The 19,510-nt window shown below is 73.1% G+C and carries 17 protein-coding genes and 2 pseudogenes; 4 read left to right on the plus strand and 15 right to left on the minus strand.

Annotated features, from left to right (window positions below; genetic code table 11):
- Nucleotides 1-452: 452 nt before the first annotated feature.
- From AC0OLQ_RS21905 to AC0OLQ_RS21950, 10 genes and pseudogenes are all read right to left on the minus strand, one after another.
- Nucleotides 453-515, minus strand: a pseudogene (locus tag AC0OLQ_RS21905) (hypothetical protein); the annotation flags it as partial.
- A gap of 5 nt (nt 516-520) precedes the next feature.
- The gene (locus tag AC0OLQ_RS21910) at nt 521-817 is read right to left on the minus strand and encodes a hypothetical protein (RefSeq protein ID WP_484527788.1); all 297 of its coding nucleotides are present in this window, start codon (nt 815-817) and stop codon (nt 521-523) included.
- Nucleotides 817-1,394, minus strand: a pseudogene (locus AC0OLQ_RS21915) (IS607 family transposase). The gene AC0OLQ_RS21910 and the pseudogene AC0OLQ_RS21915 overlap by 1 nt, the downstream one beginning before the upstream one ends.
- A gap of 21 nt (nt 1,395-1,415) precedes the next feature.
- A complete protein-coding gene (locus AC0OLQ_RS21920) occupies nt 1,416-1,940 on the minus strand; it encodes a hypothetical protein (RefSeq protein ID WP_484527789.1) in 525 nt (174 codons plus the stop codon).
- Complete coding sequence (locus AC0OLQ_RS21925) at nt 1,937-2,080, minus strand: hypothetical protein (protein ID WP_484527790.1); 144 nt, start codon at nt 2,078-2,080, stop codon at nt 1,937-1,939. Before AC0OLQ_RS21925 ends, AC0OLQ_RS21920 begins: the two co-directional genes overlap by 4 nt.
- Before the next feature lie 9 nt (nt 2,081-2,089).
- On the minus strand, nt 2,090-2,341 hold the full coding sequence (locus AC0OLQ_RS21930) for a hypothetical protein (RefSeq protein WP_484527791.1): 252 nt from the start codon (nt 2,339-2,341) through the stop codon (nt 2,090-2,092).
- Nucleotides 2,342-2,410: 69 nt separating this feature from the next.
- Nucleotides 2,411-3,346 carry a carbohydrate kinase family protein gene (locus tag AC0OLQ_RS21935; protein ID WP_484527792.1) on the minus strand — a complete coding sequence of 312 codons (936 nt, stop codon included), beginning with the start codon at nt 3,344-3,346 and terminating at the stop codon, nt 2,411-2,413.
- A 49-nt stretch (nt 3,347-3,395) separates the two neighbouring features.
- Nucleotides 3,396-4,238: an ATP-binding cassette domain-containing protein gene (locus tag AC0OLQ_RS21940; protein WP_484527793.1), complete on the minus strand. Its 843-nt coding sequence runs from the start codon at nt 4,236-4,238 to the stop codon at nt 3,396-3,398.
- Nucleotides 4,235-5,266, minus strand: a complete 1,032-nt coding sequence (locus AC0OLQ_RS21945; protein ID WP_484527794.1) for an ABC transporter permease — start codon at nt 5,264-5,266, stop codon at nt 4,235-4,237. The genes AC0OLQ_RS21940 and AC0OLQ_RS21945 overlap by 4 nt, the downstream gene beginning before the upstream one ends.
- A gap of 97 nt (nt 5,267-5,363) precedes the next feature.
- Nucleotides 5,364-6,443, minus strand: coding sequence for a substrate-binding domain-containing protein (locus AC0OLQ_RS21950; RefSeq protein ID WP_484527795.1), 1,080 nt, complete (start codon nt 6,441-6,443; stop codon nt 5,364-5,366).
- Nucleotides 6,444-6,677: 234 nt separating this feature from the next.
- On the opposite strand from AC0OLQ_RS21950, the gene AC0OLQ_RS21955 reads away from it, so the two are divergent.
- Both AC0OLQ_RS21955 and AC0OLQ_RS21960 read left to right on the plus strand, forming a co-directional pair.
- Complete coding sequence (locus tag AC0OLQ_RS21955; RefSeq protein ID WP_484527796.1) at nt 6,678-9,224, plus strand: GH32 C-terminal domain-containing protein; 2,547 nt, start codon at nt 6,678-6,680, stop codon at nt 9,222-9,224.
- Between the two features lie 89 nt (nt 9,225-9,313).
- Nucleotides 9,314-10,363, plus strand: coding sequence for a LacI family DNA-binding transcriptional regulator (locus tag AC0OLQ_RS21960; protein WP_484527797.1), 1,050 nt, complete (start codon nt 9,314-9,316; stop codon nt 10,361-10,363).
- On the opposite strand, the gene AC0OLQ_RS21965 is transcribed toward AC0OLQ_RS21960, so the two are convergent.
- The 5 genes from AC0OLQ_RS21965 to AC0OLQ_RS21985 all read right to left on the minus strand — a co-directional run bounded on the left by AC0OLQ_RS21965 (nt 10,341) and on the right by AC0OLQ_RS21985 (nt 16,407).
- Entirely contained in the window at nt 10,341-11,675 is a 1,335-nt protein-coding gene (locus AC0OLQ_RS21965; protein ID WP_484527798.1) for an aminotransferase-like domain-containing protein, read from the minus strand. The two genes, AC0OLQ_RS21960 and AC0OLQ_RS21965, sit on opposite strands and share 23 nt — an antisense overlap.
- A gap of 1 nt (nt 11,676) precedes the next feature.
- Nucleotides 11,677-12,756 carry an alpha-hydroxy acid oxidase gene (locus tag AC0OLQ_RS21970; RefSeq protein WP_484532400.1) on the minus strand — a complete coding sequence of 360 codons (1,080 nt, stop codon included), beginning with the start codon at nt 12,754-12,756 and terminating at the stop codon, nt 11,677-11,679.
- A gap of 103 nt (nt 12,757-12,859) precedes the next feature.
- Nucleotides 12,860-13,843: an alpha/beta hydrolase gene (locus AC0OLQ_RS21975; RefSeq protein WP_484527799.1), complete on the minus strand. Its 984-nt coding sequence runs from the start codon at nt 13,841-13,843 to the stop codon at nt 12,860-12,862.
- Nucleotides 13,840-15,063 carry a cytochrome P450 gene (locus AC0OLQ_RS21980; protein ID WP_484527800.1) on the minus strand — a complete coding sequence of 408 codons (1,224 nt, stop codon included), beginning with the start codon at nt 15,061-15,063 and terminating at the stop codon, nt 13,840-13,842. The genes AC0OLQ_RS21975 and AC0OLQ_RS21980 overlap by 4 nt, the downstream gene beginning before the upstream one ends.
- Nucleotides 15,064-15,123: 60 nt before the next feature.
- Nucleotides 15,124-16,407 carry an SGNH/GDSL hydrolase family protein gene (locus AC0OLQ_RS21985; protein WP_484532401.1) on the minus strand — a complete coding sequence of 428 codons (1,284 nt, stop codon included), beginning with the start codon at nt 16,405-16,407 and terminating at the stop codon, nt 15,124-15,126.
- 311 nt (nt 16,408-16,718) lie between these two features.
- On the opposite strand from AC0OLQ_RS21985, the gene AC0OLQ_RS21990 reads away from it, so the two are divergent.
- Together AC0OLQ_RS21990 and AC0OLQ_RS21995 are read left to right on the plus strand one after the other, a co-directional pair.
- Nucleotides 16,719-18,290, plus strand: a complete 1,572-nt coding sequence (locus AC0OLQ_RS21990; RefSeq protein WP_484527801.1) for a class I adenylate-forming enzyme family protein — start codon at nt 16,719-16,721, stop codon at nt 18,288-18,290.
- Nucleotides 18,287-19,510 carry an MFS transporter gene (locus AC0OLQ_RS21995; protein ID WP_484527802.1) on the plus strand — a complete coding sequence of 408 codons (1,224 nt, stop codon included), beginning with the start codon at nt 18,287-18,289 and terminating at the stop codon, nt 19,508-19,510. Before AC0OLQ_RS21990 ends, AC0OLQ_RS21995 begins: the two co-directional genes overlap by 4 nt.

Raw genomic sequence — 19,510 nt, forward strand, 5'->3', positions numbered from 1 at the left:
CCGGCCTCGAGCCGGCGGGCCAGCTTGCGGGCGGACTCGTGTAGCTTGATCGTTCCCAACCGGGGCAGGGTCACATGCTTGCGGTCGGGCGCGACGCGGATGACCCCGGTGGTGAATCGCACGGACGGGGTCGTGCGGCGCTTCGACTTGCGCCGCGGGAAACCGACCAGCCTACCGGCGCGCTTGCCGCAGCGGGAGTCGGACCAGTTCTTCAACGCGCGGGCTAGCGCATCCAGGCCGGTGTTGTGCGCCTCCTTCGAGCACTCCCGCCACCACGGCGCCACCTCGTCCTTGGCTTGGTTCCACTCACGGCGCAGCGCCGGTAGCGTCGAACCAACGGCCGGGGTGAGCTGATCGTCGCCGATGCCGTAGGAATGTTCGGCGGCCCGCTGCGCCATCACCGCCTTCACCCGGTCCAGGGCCCAGTTGTGAGCCTTCCTTGCCGCACCAGCGTGACGGGCCAGGTCCCGCTCCTGAGCGGGGGTTAGGTCCAGGGCGAAGCGGTACGCCTGCATCACCTTCACGCGACGCCACCCACGGCCTCGTCGACGATCTGCTTGGCCTGGCCGAGAGCCATGATCGCCCGAGCACGAGCGATCGCGTCCATGTCCTCCTGGATCGGCACGACGTCACGCCAACCCCAAAATCCGCCGGCAGCGTTGATGATCTGCTGACGTACCAGCCCTGGGGGCTGGTCATCCTTCGGCCCGTGCTCGGGTGTGCAGTAGTAGCCGTCACACGGCTCAATCTTGGACGGTCTGAGCGTCTGCGTCTTCGCGCAGCCATTGCACCTCACCACGACCTTCCCTGCAGCCATCAGCGCGCGCCCGGTCCGGTGACGGCCTGAACTGCACGGCGGGCACGGTTCGCCGCCGCACGACGCCCGTACAGGCGGGCGCAGAGGCTGGTCAGAATCTCGGTCACGTCCCGGACCAGGTCGTCGTCAACCTCCGCGGGGTCGACGACCAAGAGGCGCCGCCCCTGCGCGGCCAGCGCCGCCTCGACATACTCGGCACCGAAGCGAGCGAACCTGTCGCGATGTTCCACCACGATCGTGGTGACCGACGCCTCACGCAGCAGGGCGAGGAACTTCTTCCGGTGTCCATTGGGTGCGGAGCCGACCTCGGTCACCACACGCGACACCACCAGCCCTTGGCCAGTGGCCCACCCGGTCACCCGGGCAACCTGGCGATCCAGGTCGGCGCGCTGGTCCGCCGAGGACACCCGCGCATACACAACGACCGACTCCGTGACGGGCTCCGTCGAGCCCGACACCTCCACCAGGATCAGCCGTCCGACTTTGCGAGCGGGGACGGGTACCGGCCTTCCCGGAACCACCGGTATGCGGTGACGTGGTGCACGCCTTCGCGCTCCGCCCACTGCTTCAAGTTCACTCACGCATCATAAAAGCGTCATCAGTTGACAGCTGCTGACAGCCCCTTGAAGCCGGCGGCGGAGGCGTTGCGCGTCTCCCGGCCGCAGAGCCGTCGGACCAGCCAGTCGGCGGTCTCGACCCAGCGCTCGGCGCGGTGGAAGACCTCCGGGTCCTCCTCCAGCAGTTCGAGGGCCTTGGCGAGCTGCCACTCGGCGGAGACGCGGCCGCCGTACCGGGCCAGCCAGGGCTCGCCGCGGGCGGCGGCCAGCGTGTTGATCCGCTCGGCCTGCCGCTGCGCCGAGTGGTGCTTCCAGAGCTTCGGCCAGGCGTGCGGCCGGTCCCGGAACTCCGGCAGCTCGGCGAGCGGGGTGCCGTCGGCGCGGGTGGGCAGCACCGTGCAGGAGGTGGCGTCGAGGCCGACGCCGATCACCTCGGTCGGGTCGATCCCGGCGGCGCGGACGGCGGCGGGCACGGCGGTGCGCAGCACCTCGATGTGGTCGGCGGGATCCTGGAGCGCCCAGCCGGGCCGCAGCGCCGGCCGGCCGGGTAGCCGCTCGGTGATCACCCCGTGCCGGCGTGCACGGCGCTGCCCCGCTCGGCGCCGTCGGCCACGTCGACCACCACGGCCCGCCCGGAGAGCGTGCCGAAGTCCACCCCGACGACGTACCGGCCCACCCGCTGCTCCTCCCCGACCTGGGAGGCCACGCTAGCCGGTCAGCGCAGGGGGCGCTTGAGGTGGTAGCGGTGCACCTCGGTGCTGCCCTGCACGTTGTTCACGTCCTCGGCGGCGGAAACCAGCTCCCAGCCCTCCCGGCCGACCCGGTTGAGGTGCGCGATCGCGGTGTCGCCGTACGCGGTCACATCGGTTCGCGACCCGTCCGGGGCGTACCAGACGAACGTGACGTGGAAATTGCGGCCCTGCCCCTGATAGCGGCGGACCAGCAACGCGTACTCCCAGGCAACCATCCGTCCATTATCAACGGTGGCCGTCCCGCCCGGGAACACGGGTGGTGGCGGGACGGCGACAGCGCGGCGTCAGGCCGGGACGCGCCGGGCGGTCAGCTGGGCCCGGGTGGGCGGATCGGCTCCCTTCCGCCCACACGTCCAGGCGGCCACTCGTGCGGCGTCCCGGAGCACGCCGGCGATCGTGGCCGGGTCGGCGGTGTCGAGGGCGGCCCGCCGCGCGGCGCCGAGCAGGTCCCGCTGGGCCAGCGCGGCCAGCACGCCGGCGGTGAAGGCGTCCCCTGCCCCGACGGTGTCCACCACCCGCACCGGCAGGGCGTCGACCCGCACCTCGCCGTGTCGGGTACCCGCCCACGCTCCACGTTCACCGCACGTCACCACGACGAGGACGGCGCCTCGCTCGAGCCACTCCCGTCCGACCCGTTCGTGTGCGCGTCCCGGGTGGAGCCAGGCCAGGTCCTCCCGGCTGACCTTCACCACGTCGCTCGCCGCCACCAGCTCCTCGACCCGGCGCAGGACCGTCGCCGGCTCGCCCATCAGGGACGGCCGGCAGTTCGGGTCGTAACTGATCATCGTGGTGGCCCGCCGGTCCTGGACCAGCGCCAGCACGTCGTCCGCGCCGGGCGCGAGCACGGTCGCCAACGAGCCGGTGTGCAGGCAGTCGCTGCCGGCCCCGACATCGGTCAGGGCCCGCTGCGGGAAGGAGCGCCAGTCGATGTCGAAGTCGTAGCCGGCCTGGCCGTCCGCGCCCACCCGGGTCCGGGCCACGCTGGTGGACGGCAGGTCCGACAGCGACGCCGGATCCAGCCGTACGCCGCTGCCGGCCAGGTGGGCGCGGAGAAGCCGCCCGTACGCGTCGTCACCCAGCTGGGTGAGCAGGGTGGCGGGCTGGTCGAGGCGGCCCAACGCCACCGCCACGTTCGCCGGGCTGCCGCCCGGGTGGGCGGCCGCCACGCCCGAGGGATCCTCGATGAGGTCCACCAGGCTCTCGCCGACAACGGTGATCACAGTCTTCCTTTCCTGGGGCCCGCGCCACCCCGGTCACGTGCACGGCGGTTCAGTCCGCCGTCCGGCCCGGCGTCTCCTCGAGGGTGGTCGCGCCGGTCATGACGGCCACCACCTCCGGCATGGTGTGGGAGGCCGGAGTCACCACGCCCGCGCACCGACCCAGTCGCTGGATGTGGATGCGGTCGGCCACCTCGAACACATGGGGCATGTTGTGGCTGATGAGGATGACCGGCAGGCCCCGGGAGCGCACCTCCTCGATCATCCGCAGCACCTGGTTGGACTCTTTGACACCGAGCGCGGCGGTCGGCTCGTCGAGCACGATCACCTTGCTGCCGAAGGCCGCGGCCCGGGCCACCGACACGGCCTGACGCTGGCCGCCGGAGAGCGTCTCGACCGCCTGCGCCACGTTCTGCAGGGTGCCGATCCCCAGGTCGGCCAGGGCCTGCGCGGCCTCCCGACGCATACCCTTGTGGTCGAGCATCCGGAAGACCGAACCGAGCACGCCCGGCCGGCGCTTCTCCCGACCGAGGAAGAGGTTGCTGGCGATGTCCAGGGCCGGCGCCACGGCGAGGGTCTGGTAGACCGTCTCGATACCGGCGTCCCGGGCGTCCTGCGGCCGCTTGAACTGTGCCGGCTTCCCCGCCAGGAGGATCTCCCCGGCGTCGGGCGTTAGCGCGCCGGTCAGGCACTTGATCAGGGTGGACTTCCCGGCGCCGTTGTCCCCGATCACGGCGAGCACCTCGCCCGGGTACAGGTCGAGGTCCACCCCGTCCAGCCCGACGACCCTGCCGAACGTCTTGACCAGGCCCCGGGCCGACAGCACCGGTGACCGTTGGCCGCTGTCGGCGGCGCCGGACCGGCCGGCGGGGGCGGGCGTGGTGGTGGCGGTCATGACCTCACCTTCCTGATCCACTGGTCCACGGCCACGGCGAGGATCACCAGCAGGCCGACGGCGAGTACCCGGTACTGGTCGTCCACTCCGGCGAGGGACAGGCCGCTCCGGAAGAAGCCGACGATCAGCGCGCCGAGCAGGGTGCCCAGCACCGCGCCCCGGCCGCCGAAGAGGCTGGTGCCACCGATGACGACGGCGGTGATGCTCTCCAGGTTGGCGTCCGTGATGGCGTTGGGGCTGGCCGCGCCGGCGCGTCCGATGAGGATCCAGGCGGTGAGGCCGTAGATCGCGCCGGCGACGAGGTAGACGCTGAGCAGCACCCGGTCGACCCGGATGCCGGCCAGCCGGGCGGCCTCCTTGTCGTCGCCCACGGCGTAGACGTGCCGTCCCCAGGCGGTCTTGGCCAGGGCGTAGCCCACCGCAAGGTAGAGGACGAGGACCGCGACGACCCCGAAGGTGACCCGGAACCGACCCATCGGGAACGACTCACCGGTCCAGCTCAGCACCGCCGGGAGGTCGGTGGCCTGGACGCTCTGGCCGCTCGAGTGGAGCAGCCCGAGGGCGGTGAAGACGCTCAGCGTGCCGAGGGTGACGATGAACGGCGGCAGCTTGAGTCGGGTCACCAGCGCCCCGTTGAGCGCGCCCGCTGCGGCGCCGACCCCGATGGCGAGGACGATGGCGAGGGCACCCGGCAGTAGTCCCTGCCCCTCGGCCAGCTTCGCGGAGAGCATCATGGCCAGGATGACGATGGCGCCGACCGAGAGGTCGATGCCGGCGGTCAGGATGATCAGCGTCTGCCCGACGGCGAGCGCGCCGATCACGGCCACCTGCTGGAGCACCAGCGAGAGCGAGTTGGGTGACGCGAAGCGCGGGTTCAGCGTGGAGAAGACGACGAACGAGATGACCAGCACGAGGAACGGGCTGATCGCGGGGTGCGCGTGCAGCAGGTGCTGAACACGTCGCAGTGGCGTGTGCCGGCGCAGCGCGAACTGCTGGGCGGCGGTGGTGGGTGGGGTCGTGGCGGTCATCGGAGGCTCCCTGCCGGATTCGGCGGTGGCGGACGGACTGCCCGGCCGAGGGCGCGGGGCGGAGGATGCCCCGGGCCCTCGGCCGTGGCGGGGATGGTCAGCCCCAGCAGCGCTGGGCGCCGTCGGCGCTGGTGATGGTCTCGACGCCGGCGGCCGGCTTGTCGGTGACCAGGGCGACGCCGGTGTCGAAGAAGTCCAGGCCGTCGGAGACCTTCGGCTTCTCCCCGTCGTTCGCGATCTTCTTGATCGCCTGGACGCCCAGCTCGGCCATCTTCAGCGGGTACTGCTGCGAGGTGGCGCCGATGACGCCGTCCTTGACCTGCCGTACGCCGTCGCAGCCGCCGTCGACCGAGACGACCAGGACACCCTGGGTCTTGCCGGCCGCCTGGAGGGCCTTGTGCGCGCCGACCGCGGCCGGCTCGTTGATGGTGTAGACGACGTTGATGTCCGGGTTCTTGGTCAGGCAGTTCTCCATGGCCGTCCGGCCGCCGTCCTCGGCGCCGTTGGTCGGCTCGTTGCAGGCGATCGTGTAGCTGCCGCCCGAGTAGCTGCCCGTCTTCGCCTCGTCGCCGTTCTTCTTCTTGTCGCCGGTGTCGATGCCCATGCCGGTCAGGAAGCCCTGGTCCCGGTTGTAGTCGACGGAGACGATCTTGTCATTGAAGAGGTCGAGCAGGGCGATGGTGGCCGGCTTGCCGGCGAGCTGGGTCGCCGTCCACTTGCCGATCAGCTCGCCGGCCGTGAAGTTGTCGGTGGCGAAGGTGATGTCCACGGTGTTCGCCGGGTCGGGCGGGGTGTCCAGCGCGATCACGTAGAGGCCGGCGTCACGGGCCTTCTTGATGGCCGGGTTGACGCCGGGACCGTTCGGGGTGATCAGGATGCCCTCGTCACCGCGGGCGATGGCGTCCTCGATCGCCTGCACCTGGCCGGCCTCGTCGCCGTCCTCCTTGCCGGCGGCCAGGGTCAGCTTCACGCCCTCCGCCTCGGCGGCCTTCTTCGCGCCCTGCTGCATGGTGACGAAGAACGGGTTCGTGGAGTTCTTGGTGATCAGGGCTACCGCGACGCTCTCGTCGCCGGAGCCGCCGCCACCCGAGCTGTCACCGCAGCCGGCGACGACCATGCCGGTCGCCGCTACGGCGGCCAGCAGAGCGGCGCGACGGCGGCCGATGCGCTGGATCATGTGTTCTCCCATCAGGCACCCACGAGGGCCGGGGCAGATTTGACAACGATGTCAGGGCAGTTTCGACGCAGTAGCCGGGAGATGTCAATGCCTTTGCCGGTGGTTTCCTCCAACCGCCAGGTAACTCGCACGCCCCACTTGACATCGATGTCAAAGCCGGCTCAGGATTCGCCCCACGGTCATGCCCGACGTCGACCCGGTCGGCCCGGGCGTCCTCGATGGACGGAGGATGGGATGAGGATCCGCCGATGGTTGGCCGCCTGCGCGGCCGCGGCTCTCGTGGCGGCGGCGCCGGGCGCCGCTGCCGCGGGAGCGACGACCAGGGACGAGCCGTATCGGCCACAGCTGCACTTCAGCCCGGCGCGCAACTGGATGAACGATCCGAACGGGCTCGTCTGGTACCAGGGCGAGTGGCACCTCTTCTACCAGTACAACCCCGAGGGCGCGCAGTGGGGGAACATGTCCTGGGGGCACGCGGTCAGCGAGGACCTGCTGCACTGGGAGGAGCTGCCGCTGGCCATTCCGTACTCGGCCGACGAGCACATCTTCTCCGGGTCGATGGTGGTCGACGAGCGGAACACCTCCGGCTTCGGCCGCCCCGGCGCGCCAGCGATGGTCGCCGTCTACACCAGCTGGTACCCGGCCACCGGCATCCAGGCCCAGTCGCTGGCGTACAGCACCGACCGGGGTCGCACCTGGACCAAATACGCCGGAAACCCGGTGCTGGACCTCGGTTCGCGGGAGTTCCGCGATCCCAAGGTCTTCTGGGACACCAGGTCCGGTCGCTGGACCATGGCGGTGGTCCGGGCCACCGAGCACAAGGTGAGCTTCTACGGCTCGGCCGACCTGCGGTCGTGGACCCACCTGAGCGACTTCGGCCCGGCCAACGCGGTCGGTGGTGTGTGGGAGGTGCCGGATCTGTTCGAGCTGCCCGTCGACGGCGACCCGGCGCACCCGAAGTGGGTGCTGATCGTCAACCTCAACCCCGGCGCGGTCGCCGGCGGTTCGGGCGCGCAGTACTTCGTCGGCGACTGGGACGGCACCACCTTCACCGCCGACAACGTGGTGACCGGCGAGGCGGAGCCGCCGGCCGGGACGCTCTTCGCCGACTTCGAGGACGGTTACGCCGGCTGGACGGTGGAGAACGACCCGGTGCTGGGACCGGGGCCGTTCGGCGGCGCCCCGTACCCGGGCACGGTGCCGGGCCAGCAGCAGGTCAGCGGTTTCCGGGGCGGGGCCTTGGTGAACAGCTTCCTCGGCTTCGACGCCCCCCGGGGCCGGCTCGTCTCCCCTGACTTCACCATCGACCGGGGCTACCTCAACCTGCTCGTCGGCGGGGGCGCGCACCCGCACCTGCCGGACACGACGACAGAGTTCGTGCCGGCCGGCGCCGAACCGGTGATCGACTTCGAGCTGCCCGACGGCCGGACGTACGAGCAGGCTGGCTGGACGGCGACCGGCGGCCTGCGCGACCGCGCGCCGGTGGTGGGCCCGGCCCGGTGGGAACGCGGCCACGTCGGCGACAAGCTGCTCACCACCTTCTTCGAGGCCGACTCGACGACCGGCACGCTGACCTCGCCCGCCTTCACCGTCGACCGCGACCACCTCGGCCTGCTCGTCGGTGCCGGCGGGCACCTCGACGACGGCACCGGGCGGACGGTGGTCGAGCTGCTGGTGGACGGCCGGGTGGTGCGCACCGCCACCGGTAACTTCTCCGGCTTCATGAACTGGCGCGACTGGGACGTGACCGAGTTCCGTGGCCGCAGCGCGCAGCTGCGGATCGTGGACGAGAACACCGGCGGCTGGGGCCACCTGCTGGTGGACCAGCTCGTCGCCAGCGACGAGCCCGTCCTGCCCCGCGCGGTAGAGACCGCGGTGAACCTGGTCGTGGACGGCCAGGTGGTCCGGACCGCGACCGGCGCGGACAGCGAGCGCCTCGACTGGGTCGCCTGGGACGTCCGCGACCTCACCGGGAAGCGGGCCCACCTGGAGGTCAACGACTTCAACTCGGGCGGCTGGGGGCACATCCTCGTCGACCACGTGATGTTCGCCGACCGGCCGGCGCCGCGCGAGCTGGACCGCTACGACTGGCTCGACCACGGGGCGGACTACTACGCCGCGGTCACGTATAACAATGCCCCGGGCGGGCGGCGGGTCGCGATCGGCTGGCTGAACAACTGGCAGTACGCCGGCAGTGTCCCGACCGCGCCCTGGCGCGGCGCGATGGCCCTGCCCCGGGAACTCGCCCTGCGCACGATCGACGGCCGGGTCCGCCTGGTCCAGTCGCCGACCGCGCAGCTCACCTCGCTGCGGGGCGACGGCCCGGCGTACACCCTGCGGGACACCACCGTCCCGGCAGGGGTGCGCGACCTGCCCGCGGCGGCGGACGGCACGGTGCTGGAGATCCGGGCGGAGTTCGAGCTCCGCAACGCCCGCCGGTTCGGCCTCCAGGTACGCGCCGGTGGCGACGAACGGACGCTGATCGGGTACGACGCGGGGGCAGGCCGCCTCTTCGTCGACCGGACGCGCTCCGGCCAGCAGGCCGCCCCACCCTTCCCCGCCGTGCACTCCGGTCCCCTGTCGGTGGACGGCAACCGGGTACGGATGACGGTGTACGTGGATCGTTCCTCCGTCGAGGTGTTCGGCGGCGCCGGGCAGACCACCGTGACGGACCAGATCTTCCCGGCGCCCACGAGCGATGGGACGGGCCTGTTCGCCGAGGGCGGCGCCGTGGTGGTGCGCTCGCTCACGGTCCGGCCGTTGCAGTCGGTGTGGCGCTAACCTGGCAGACGATCAACGGCGGGTGGGGCTGGGCGTTTCGCCGTGGCCCCACCCGCCACCGCACGCACTTCCTTCCGGTAGGAGCGCCCATGCACGCTGCCGCCTCCGCCCCGCCGGCCGGCGTCAAGGCCCGGCCCACGCTCCGAGACGTCGCGCTGCTGGCCGGGGTCAGCACCAAGACCGTCTCGCGGGTGGTCAACGGAGAGGCGGGGGTCTCCGCGCCGAAGCTCGCCGCGGTACGCCGGGCGATCGCCCAGCTCGACTACCGGCCGAACTTCACCGCGAGCAGCCTGCGGCGGTCCAGCGGCCGCAGCGCGGCCATCGCCGCGGTCCTGGAGGATCTGGCCAACCCCTTCTCGGCCGCCCTGCACCGGGCCCTCGAGGACGCCGCCCGGGACCGGGGCGTGCTCATCTTCGCCGGCAGCGTGGACGAGAGCCCGGAACGGGAGCGGGAGCTGGTGCACGCCTTCACGATGCGGCAGGCCGACGCCCTGGTCGTGGTGCCCGCCACCGACGACCAGAGCTACCTGGCCGGGGAGGTCGCGGCCGGCACTCCGGTCGTGTTCGTGGACCGGCCGCCGGTCGGCCTGGCGGTCGACGCCGTGCTGTCCGACAATCACCACGGGGCCGCCACCGCGGTGCACCACCTCGTCACGCACGGCCACCGGGACATCGCGTACCTGGGCGACCTGCGGACCATCGCGACGGCCCGGCAGCGCGCGCAGGGCTTCAAGGAGGCGCTGAGCGATCACGGCATCCGGCCGGCCACCATGGTCCACGACCTGCACACCGAGCACGACTCGGCGGAGGCGGTCCGCCGGCTGCTGCGCGAGGACCCGGCCCCGACGGCGCTGTTCACCTCCCAGAACCTGGTCACCATCGGCGCCATCCGCGCCCTGCAGGAACTCGGCCGGCAGCACGAGGTGGCCCTCGTCGGCTTCGACGACTTCCCCCTGGCCGACCTCCTCCAGCCGGCGGTTACGGTGGTCGCCCAGGACCCGGCCGAGATGGGGCGGGTGGCCGCCTCGCTGATCTTCCGGCGGCTGGACGGAGATCAGTGGCGACCCACAATCCACCCGGTCGCCACCCGGCTGGTGGTGCGCGGATCCGGTGAGATCAGGGGGCCGCACACGCGCTGACGGCGCTGCCGACCGCACCGGCCGACTCGTCGGTGATCAGCGCCGTGAGCCGTTCCAGGCCCAGGTCGATCTGCTCCGGGGTGACCGCGCTGACCGACAGCCGAAGCGCGTTCACCGGGGTGCCGGCGTCGTAGAAGTGCGCCATCGGGGTCCAGAGCACGCCGTACTCGCGGGCCGAGCGGTGCAGCAGCGCGTCGTCCACGCCGAACGGCACGGTGACCACCACGAAGAAGCCGCCGGCCGGGACGTTCCACCGCACCGGCCCGCCGGGCGGGAAGCGGCGGGCCAGCCCGTCGACCAGGTGTCGCAGGTTGCGGGCGTACGCGGCCCGTTCCCGGACGTTCGCGGCGACCAGCGAGCAGCCGTGGGCCAGCAGCACCCCGCCGATCACCGCCTGGCTGATCGGCGAGGTGTTCACGGTGACCATGCTCTTGATCTTCGCGAGCTGGTCGGCGAGGGGGCCGACCGTGCCGTCGGAGCCGGCCACCCGCTGGTCGGCGACCACGTAGCCGACCCGGGCGCCGGGCAGCACGGTCTTGGCGAACGAGCCGAGGTACACGACCCGGCGACGGGTGTCGAGCGCCTTGAGGGTGGGCAGCCGCTCGGAGCCGGTGGCCGGGAAGAGTCCGTACGGGTTGTCCTCGATCAGCAGCAACTCCTCCTCGGCGGCCAGGTCGAGCAGCCGCCGACGCTGGGCCAGGTCCATCCTGACGCCGGACGGGTTGGCGAAGTCGGGCATCACGTAGCAGGCGCGCGGGCGGAGCCCCTCGGCCCGGGCGCGGTGCACCTGGTCGCGCAGGTCGGCCAGGTCGATGCCGTCCGGGCCACCGGTGACCGGGCGCACCGGCAGGTCCACCAGGCGGGCCGCGCCGGTCAGCCCGACGTACGTGGGGGCGACGGCGAGCAGCACGTCCCGCGGCCCGGCCCGCAGCGCGCGCAGCACCAGGAACATCGCCTCCTGGCACCCGACGGTCACCACGATCGCCTCCGGGTCGACGCTGAGCTGCTCGTCGACGGCGAGGTTGCGGGCGATCAGGTGGTGCACGATGCCCTTGGTCCGGCCGTACTGCAGCAGCGTCCGGTCGACCTGCGCCGGGCTCAGCCCGAGGTCGTCGGCGAGGTGCCGGCGGAAGGTGGCCAGGTGCTCGGGCAGCACCGCGGAGTCGAAGAACTCCTCGTAGGGCCGGCCGGCGGCGAGCGACACCGCGTCCGGGTAGTGCTGCGCCACCTCGTTGAGGAAGTTCATCGAGTTCAACGCGGGGTCGTCCACACTCGGGTGCAGGGCCGTGACGGCCAGGTCCACCGGCTCCACGTCAGCCTCCGGTCCGGGTGCGCAACTGGCGGGCGGCGGCCGGGTCGGCGCAGCCGCTGAGGATCAACGCGTCGCGCAGCTCGGCGGCGAGCAGCGCCAGGGCCGCCTCGGCGCCGGCCCGCCCGCCGGCCCCCAGGGCCCAGAGCAGCGGCCGGCCGACCAGCACGCCGGCCGCGCCGAGGGCGAGGGCGCGCAGCACGTCGGTGCCGCCGCGCACGCCGCTGTCCAGCAGCACCGCGCAGCGCTCCCCCACCGCGGCGACCACCTCGGGCAGCGCGGCCGCGCTGCCCGGGGCGCCGTCGAGCTGCCGGCCGCCGTGGTTGGAGACCACCACGGCGTCCACTCCGATCTCCGCCGCGCGGACCGCGTCGCGCGGGTCCAGGATGCCCTTCACCAGCAACGGCACCGGGGTACGCTCCCGCAGCCAGGCCAGGTCGGCCCAGTTCAGCGCGGGGGCGAACACCGCGCCGGTGTGCACGGCCACCGCGGACACCCCGGGGGTGCCCTGGTGGGCCAGGTCGTCCCGGCCGCCGGGCAGGTTCGCCGCGGTGACGTGCGGCGGCAGCGTGAAGCCGTTGCGCACGTCGCGCAGCCGCCGGCCGAGCACCGGCACGTCGACGGTGACCATCAGTCCGGCGCAGCCCGCGGTCAGCGCCCGGTCCAGCAGGTCGGCCACCATGTTCCGGTCGCGCAGCCAGTAGAGCTGGAACCAGACCGTGCCGCCGACGGCGGCGACCGCCTCGATCGGCGTGCTGGCCAGGGTGCTCGCCACGTAGGGCACGCCGGCCGCGCGGGCCGCCGCGGCGAGGCCCAGCTCGCCGTCCGGGTGCAGCAGTTTCTGGTACGCCATCGGCGCGACCGCCACCGGCAGGGCGTACCGGCCACCGGGCAGTGGCGCCTCGGTGGACGGGACGTCCACCCCGGCCAGCATCCGGGGCAGCACCGCCACCCGGTCCAGCGCGGCTCGGTTGGCGGCGAGGGTGGTCTCGGTGCCGCTGCCCCCGGCCACGAAGTCCCACACCTCGGCGGGAAGCGCGGCCCGGGCCAGCTCGGCGAAGTCGGCCAGGCTGGCCGGCGGCACGAACGCGGGCCCGCGCCCGTCTTCCCGGCCGCCGTCCGGTCGCGGCCCCGGCGCCGCCGGACCCACCGTGGGCGCGTTCGGTCCGGCGTCGGTCGTCGCGGGTTCAGTCACGATCCGACCCACCCGTCTGCGAGCCGGAGGCCGACCCGACCGGGGCGAGCCCGAACCGCGCTCGCAGGAACGCGGCGGCCTGCTCCTGGGCCCGCTTCCCGGCGTCGAACACGCCGGGCATGGCGAAGAAGCCGTGGACCATGCCGTCGTACCGGGTCGCCTCGGTGGGCACGCCGGCCTCGGCCAGCCGCTCGGCGTACTTCTCCCCCTCGTCGCGCAGGGGGTCGTGCTCCGCGGTGATCACCAGCGCCGGGGGCAGGGCGGCGAGGTCCTCGGCGAGCAGCGGCGAGGCGAGCGGGTGCGCCGCCTCGCCGGGGTCGGCTAGGTAGTGCCGCCGGTACCACTCGACCGAGTGCCGGTTGAACAGCAGCGCGTCCTCCTCGCCGGTGGGCGCGCGGCCGGGCCGCTGGTCGGTGTTCGGATAGACCAGCAGCTGGGCGGCGAGCCGGGGGCCGCCGTCGGCGCGGGCCAGCAGGGTCACCGCGGCGGCCAGGTTGCCGCCGGCGCTGTCCCCGCCGACGGCCAGCCGGTCCGGGTCGATGCGGAACTCGTCGGCGTGCCCGGCCAGCCAGCGCAGCGCGGCGTGGCAGTCGTCCACGGCGGCCGGGAAGCGGTGCTCGGGTGCCAGCCGGTAGCCGACGGTCACCGTCTGGCAGGGCGTGGCGTTGGCCAGCCGTCGGCAGATCCCGTCGGCGGTGTCCACGCTGCCCAGCGTCCAGCCGCCGCCGAAGAACCAGACCAGCGTGGGCAAGGGGCCGTCGTCGACCGGCCGGTGGATGCGCACCGGCAGCGGCCCGTCCGGGCCGGGGACGTGCGTGTCGCGTACCTCGTGGACCGGCTCGACCGCGCCGGCGCCGGCGCGGATCGCGGCGAGGTCGGCGGCGCGGGCCTCGGCCAGGGTCTGGGTGTAGAGCGGCGCGGTGCCGGCGGCCGCACGCGCGGCCCGCCAGGCGACCACCTGCGGGTCGAGCGTCATCGGGCCTCCCCGGTGGTCACGAAGAGCTTGTCGATGCCGCGCAGGAAGAGGCTCCCGCTGTAGGAGTAGGGCTGGGTGACGGCCAGCCCGGGGAAGCGGGCGAAGAGCCGGGGCAGGGCCAGCCGGCCCTCCAGCCTGGACACCGCCGAGCCGAGGCAGAAGTGCAGCCCGACGCCGAACGCGAGCGAGGGTGGTCCCGCGCGGTGCGGGTCGAACCGGTCCGGGTCGGGGAAGCGGGCGGGGTCGCGGTTGGCCGCCGCGATCAGCAGCAGAACGTTCTCGTCCCGAGCGACCGGCACACCGCCCAGCTCGGTGTCGTGCGGCGCGGCGCGGGCCAGGAAGTGCACCGGGCTCTCCATCCGCAGGACCTCGTCCACGCAGCCGCGGGCCAGCGCGTCGTCGCCGGGCAGCGCGGCGACCACCTCCGGGTGGGCCAGCAGCAGCGGCAGGCCGTTGCTGAACATGTAGACGGTGGTGACGAAGCTGGCGTTGAACAGCACGATGAGGTTGCTGATCAACTCCTCCTCGGTCAGGTCGACGCCGCCCGCGTCCAGCACCTCGACCAGCCCGCTGATCAGGTCGGCGCCGGGCTGCCGCCGCCGGTGGGCGAGCAGGTCCCGGTAGTAGCCGCGGAGCTCGTCGGCGGCCTGGTTGGCCCGGGCCAGCCGCTCCGGGGTCTTGCCGGCCACGTCCATGTACTCGTCGATCCAGTCGACCCGCTGCCGGTACCAGGCCAGATCCGCCTCGGGCAGGCCGATGAACTCGGCCATCACCAGCGCCGGGACCGGGTACGCGAAGTCGGCCACGAAGTCGACCTCGGCGCCCTCGGCGCCGGCCTCGGCCATCCGGTCCAGGCGGTTTTCGACGATCCGGATGATCACCGGTTCCAGCGCGCCCAGCCGGCGCGGCGTGAACGTCTTGGCGAAGACCGCCCGCATCCGGGTGTGGTCCGGCGGGTTGACGAACATCATCGAGGTCAGGAAGGTGCGCAGGATCTCCTGGTCCTGCCAGCCGGGCGGGGCGCCCTTGTACCAGCCCGGGTCGCGCAGCACCTGGTCGACCAGGTCGTAGCCGCCGGCCACGGCGGTGATGGTGCTGTGCTCGGCCCGCTTCGGGACCGCGTTGATCGGCCCGTGCTCGTGCAGGGCCGCGTACCACGGGTAGGGGTTCTGCCGGCCCTGCTCGCTGTACAGGCCGGTCAGGATCTCGTCGACGTCCACGGTTCCTCCCCAGGAAAGACGGCGGGGGCGGCGACGTGCCGACGCCGCCCCGCGCCGGTGTCACAGACCGAGCAGTCGCAGGGGGACGGCGTCCGCCATCGCCTGGGCGCCGGAGTCGTTCGGGTGGATGTGGTCCCCGGCGTCGTACGCCGGCAGCAGCCGGCTCGGGTGCGTCGGGTCACGCAGCACGGCGTCGAAGTCGATCACCCCGTCGAACTCCGCGCCGCCGGCGCCGCGCAGCCAGCTGTTGACCGCCTGCCGGGTGGCCTCCTTCTCCTCGGTCCACACTCCCGGGCCGCCGTTGCCCTCGTAGGGGGTGATGGTGCCGACCAGGCTGGTCAGGCCGCGCTCCTGGGCCTGCTGGTTGAGCTGGCGCAGCGCGGCGATGACGGCCTCCGCGCTGTCGCAGTTCATCCAGATGTCGTTGATGCCCAGGTGGGTGATGACGGTCCGCACCCCGGTCTGCGGGAAGACGTCCTCGTTGAGCCGGGCCAGGGCGTTCGGGCCCAGCTCGTAGTAGCCGGGGAAGCCGCCCGCGCCGGGCTCGGTGCCCTCGTGGTTGAGCCGGTTGCCGGAGAGGCTCAGGTTGAGCACGCCCGGGGTGCGCGCCTCGGGGCGGGCGTCGATGAGCCGCTCGGCCAGCAGGTCCGGCCAGCGCCGATCGGCGTTGACCGTGCTGCCGTTGCCGTCGCCGATGGAGTCGCCGAGCACGACCACCGAGCCGGGGCTGAGCCGGCGCTCCACGTCGATGCCGGAGAGGAACATCCAGCAGCAGTTGGGCTTGATGGTGAAGCCGGCGCCGCCGGCCGCGGTGGTGAGGTCGGTGGCGCCGATGAAGTTGGTGACCCGGGACTGGCCGTGGAAGGTGACCGGGCCGGTGAGCACCGGGAAGTAGAGGGTGACGACCAGGTCCTCCTGCTCCGCCACGGGATAGGCGAGCGGGTCGCTGAGCAGCTCGGCGCCCTTGTTGATGGTGGCCGAGGAGGCGCCCTGGAAGGTCAGCTCGCGAACGCTGGCCGGGTCGATGTCGGACAGGTCGTCGGCGGTGGCGGTGTTGGGTCGCGCGACGGTGGCGTGGCCGACCTTGACGGCCTGCTCGCCGTAGAGGTTGGTGAGCCGGACCCGGAGCCGGTCGCCGCCGACGGTGGTCTGCACCGGCATCCGGATGCTCTGGTTGTTCAGGCCGGTGTTGGTCAGGCCGACGGTGTTCCCTCGGGTCACCGCGGCGGCCCAGGTCCCGGCCCACTCCGCGCGCCCGTGCCGGGCGCTGTCGGTGTCGGTGGGGCCGGCGCTCGCGGTGACCGCGGGGGTGCCGGCGATCAGCAGCGTTGCGGCGGAAGCTATGACGTGCCATCTCTTCGGGGTCGGCATTGAACCTCCATCGTTGGCAGCCCCGGGCGCGGCGCGATCGGCGCCGCCGCCGGGCGATGGACCGGAAACTAACCGTCCACGGTGACGAGCGTCAATCGACCTGATCGACATGATCGAATGTCTTCGGGGTGTCACCGAACGCCGTTCGGGCGCTGTCCTCTGCGGACTCGACCTGCCTACGCTCGGCAGTGGCGGCGGTGCGGTCGCCGACCCTGGCACCTGCCGTCGCGTCCCGGTTCCGACCTGCCCGGACACCGTTCCCGGACCACGATGGGAGCTGCCCGATGACCGACCGGCCGAACTACGTGCACGAGGCGCTGGACCTGTTCGCCGGGTTCGGCGACCGGGAGGCGTTCGTCGGCGGGGGCCGCCGGCTCACCTACGACGAGGTCGCCGCCGAGGTGCGCGGTCTGGCCGGCGCGCTGCTGCGGAACGGCGTACGCCCCGGCGACGCGGTGCTGGTGATGCTCGGCAACACCCTGGAGGGGCCGCTGCTCCAGCTCGCGCTGCACCTGCTGGGCTGCCGGAGCATGTGGGTCGCCCCGGTCACCTCGAGGCGCGAGGTCGACGAGTTCGTCGCGCTGGCCCGCCCGGACGCCTTCGTGCACGACCCGCGTGACCCGCTCGGCGCACGGATCGCGGCCGGGCTGACCGGCGTACCGGTGCTCTGCCTCGGCCCCGGCGGCGCTGGACCGGACCTCACCGCCGCCGGCGGCGAGCCGGCCGACCTGCCGGTGGCGGCGCCGGCGCCGGAGTCGTTCCTGCAGACCAGCGGCACCACCGGCACGCCGAAGCTGGTGCACCACCGGGAGATCTTCTACCGGCAGATCCTCGCCCTGGCCGCCGACTTCCGGGCGGCCGGCTTCCCGCTGCTGCGGCACCTGTCGCACTCGCCGATGTGGCTGGCCAGCGGCCAGATCACCACGCTGTTCAACCTGTTCACCGGTGGGGTGCTGTTCCTGCGTGAGCAGTGGGACCCGGCGGCGTTCATCCGCACCGTGGACGCGGAGAAGCTGACCTCCACGTTCGTCACCCCGCCGATGCTCTACGAGGTGCTCGACCACCCGGACCTCGACGGCGCCGACTTCTCCGCCATGTTCATGTTCAACGTGGGCGCCGGGCCCGCCGCGCCGGCCCGGCTGCGCCAGGCGATCGCCCGCTTCGGGCCGTGCCTGCGCGTCGTGTACGGGCTCAGCGAGGCCGTGGTGATCTGCGCCCTGCCCGGGCTCACCGAGGACCCGGAGCACCCGGAGCGGCTGCGCTCCTGCGGCCGCCCGTACGGGGACGTGGCCGTGGAGATCCGCGACGCCGACGGCCGGGTGCTGCCGGCCGGCGCGGACGCCGAGGTGTGGGTGCGCACGGAGCTGAGCTTCGCCGGCTACCACGGCCAGCCCGAGCTGACCGCCGAGACGCTCGTCGACGGCTGGGTCCGCACCCGCGACATCGGCCACCTCGACGACGACGGCTACCTCTACCTGGTCGACCGGCTCCAGGACCGGATCCTCACCCGGCAGCGCAGCTGGCCGATCTACTCCCGGCCGATCGAGGACGTGCTCGCCGGCCACCCCGAGGTCCGCGCCGCCGCGGTGATCGGCGTGCCGGACCCGGTCGCCGGGGAACTGCCGCACGCGTACGTGGTGGCGGCGCCGGGGGCGACGGTGACCGGGGAGGAGCTGATCGCGCTGGTCACCCGGGAGCTGAGCGAGACCTGGGCGCCCGGCGCCGTGGAGTTCCTCGACGCGCTGCCGCTGAACCGGTCCGCCAAGGTCGACAAGCGCGCGCTGCGCGCCCGGTACGCCGCCGCCCACCCGACCGACGCCGAGTCGCTGGGCACGGCGATCGGCAGTCCGGCGTGACCCCGCGCCGGGAGCTCTACACCCTGGTCGGCGCCGACCTGCTGTCCAACCTGGGCACCCGGATCTCGGTGGTGGCCATCCCCTGGCTGGTGCTGGAGACCACCGGCAGCCCGACCCGGATGGGTCTGGTCGCGGCGGCGGAGACGCTGCCGTACATGCTCTCCAGCGCCCTCGCGACCCCGTGGGCGGACCGCTTCGGGGTCCGCCGTACCTCGGTCGCCGTGGACGCGGCCAGCGCGGCGGCCATGGCGGTGGTGGCGCTGGCGCCCTGGCTGGGGTTCGGCACGCTGCTGGTGCTGGTCGCGGTGGCCGGCGGGCTGCGCGGGATCGGCGACCGGGTCAAGCACGTGCTGTTCAAGCCGGCCGCCGAGCGGGTCGGGGTGCCGCTGATCCGGCTCACCTCCGCCTACGACGGGCTGGCCCGGGGCATGACGCTCTTCGGCGCGGTGCTCGGCGGGCTGCTCATCGACTGGGTGGGGGTGACCCGGGCGATCTGGATCGACGCGGCCACCTTCGCGGCGTGCGCGCTGCTGATCGGCCTGCTGGTCCGCCCGCCCGCGGCGGCACACCCGGCGCCCCGGGAGAGCTACCTTCGGGCGCTGCGCGGCGGCTTTGCCTACCTGCGTACCGACCGGACCCTGCTGAGCATGCTGATCGTCGTCTCCACGTCGAACATGTTCGCCAACGCCAGCGTCGCCGTCTGGATCCCGCTCTGGGTGGACCGGGAACTCGGCGACCCGGCCGGGTTCGGCCTGCTGCTGGGGGTGTTCTCCGCGGGCGCGCTGCTGGGCAACCTGCTCTTCACCGTGGCCGGAACCCGGCTGCCCCGGCGGGCCACGTTCGCGCTGGGGCTGGCGCTCAGCGGCGCGCCCCGGCTGCTCGCCCTGGCGCTCAGCGACGACCTGGTGGTGGTGCTCGTCGTGACGTTCGTGTCCGGCATCGCCATCGCGGCGGTGAACCCGCTGCTCGGCGCGGCCCTCTACGAGCGGGTGCCGGAGTCGTTGCAGACCCGGGTGCTGGGCATCTCCGGCTCGGTGGCCTTCCTCGGCCTGCCGGTCGGGGCGCTGCTCGGCGGCTGGTCGGTGGCGGTGCTCGGGCTGACCCCGGCGCTGCTGGTGATGGCGGTGGCCTGCCTGGTGCTCACCGTGGCGCCGCTGCTGGTGAGCCGCCCGCCGGTGGACCGGCCGACGGCGGAGCCGGTGGCCTCCACCCCGGCCTGA

The sequence above is a fragment of the Micromonospora sp. Utrum1 genome, from assembly GCF_057197805.1.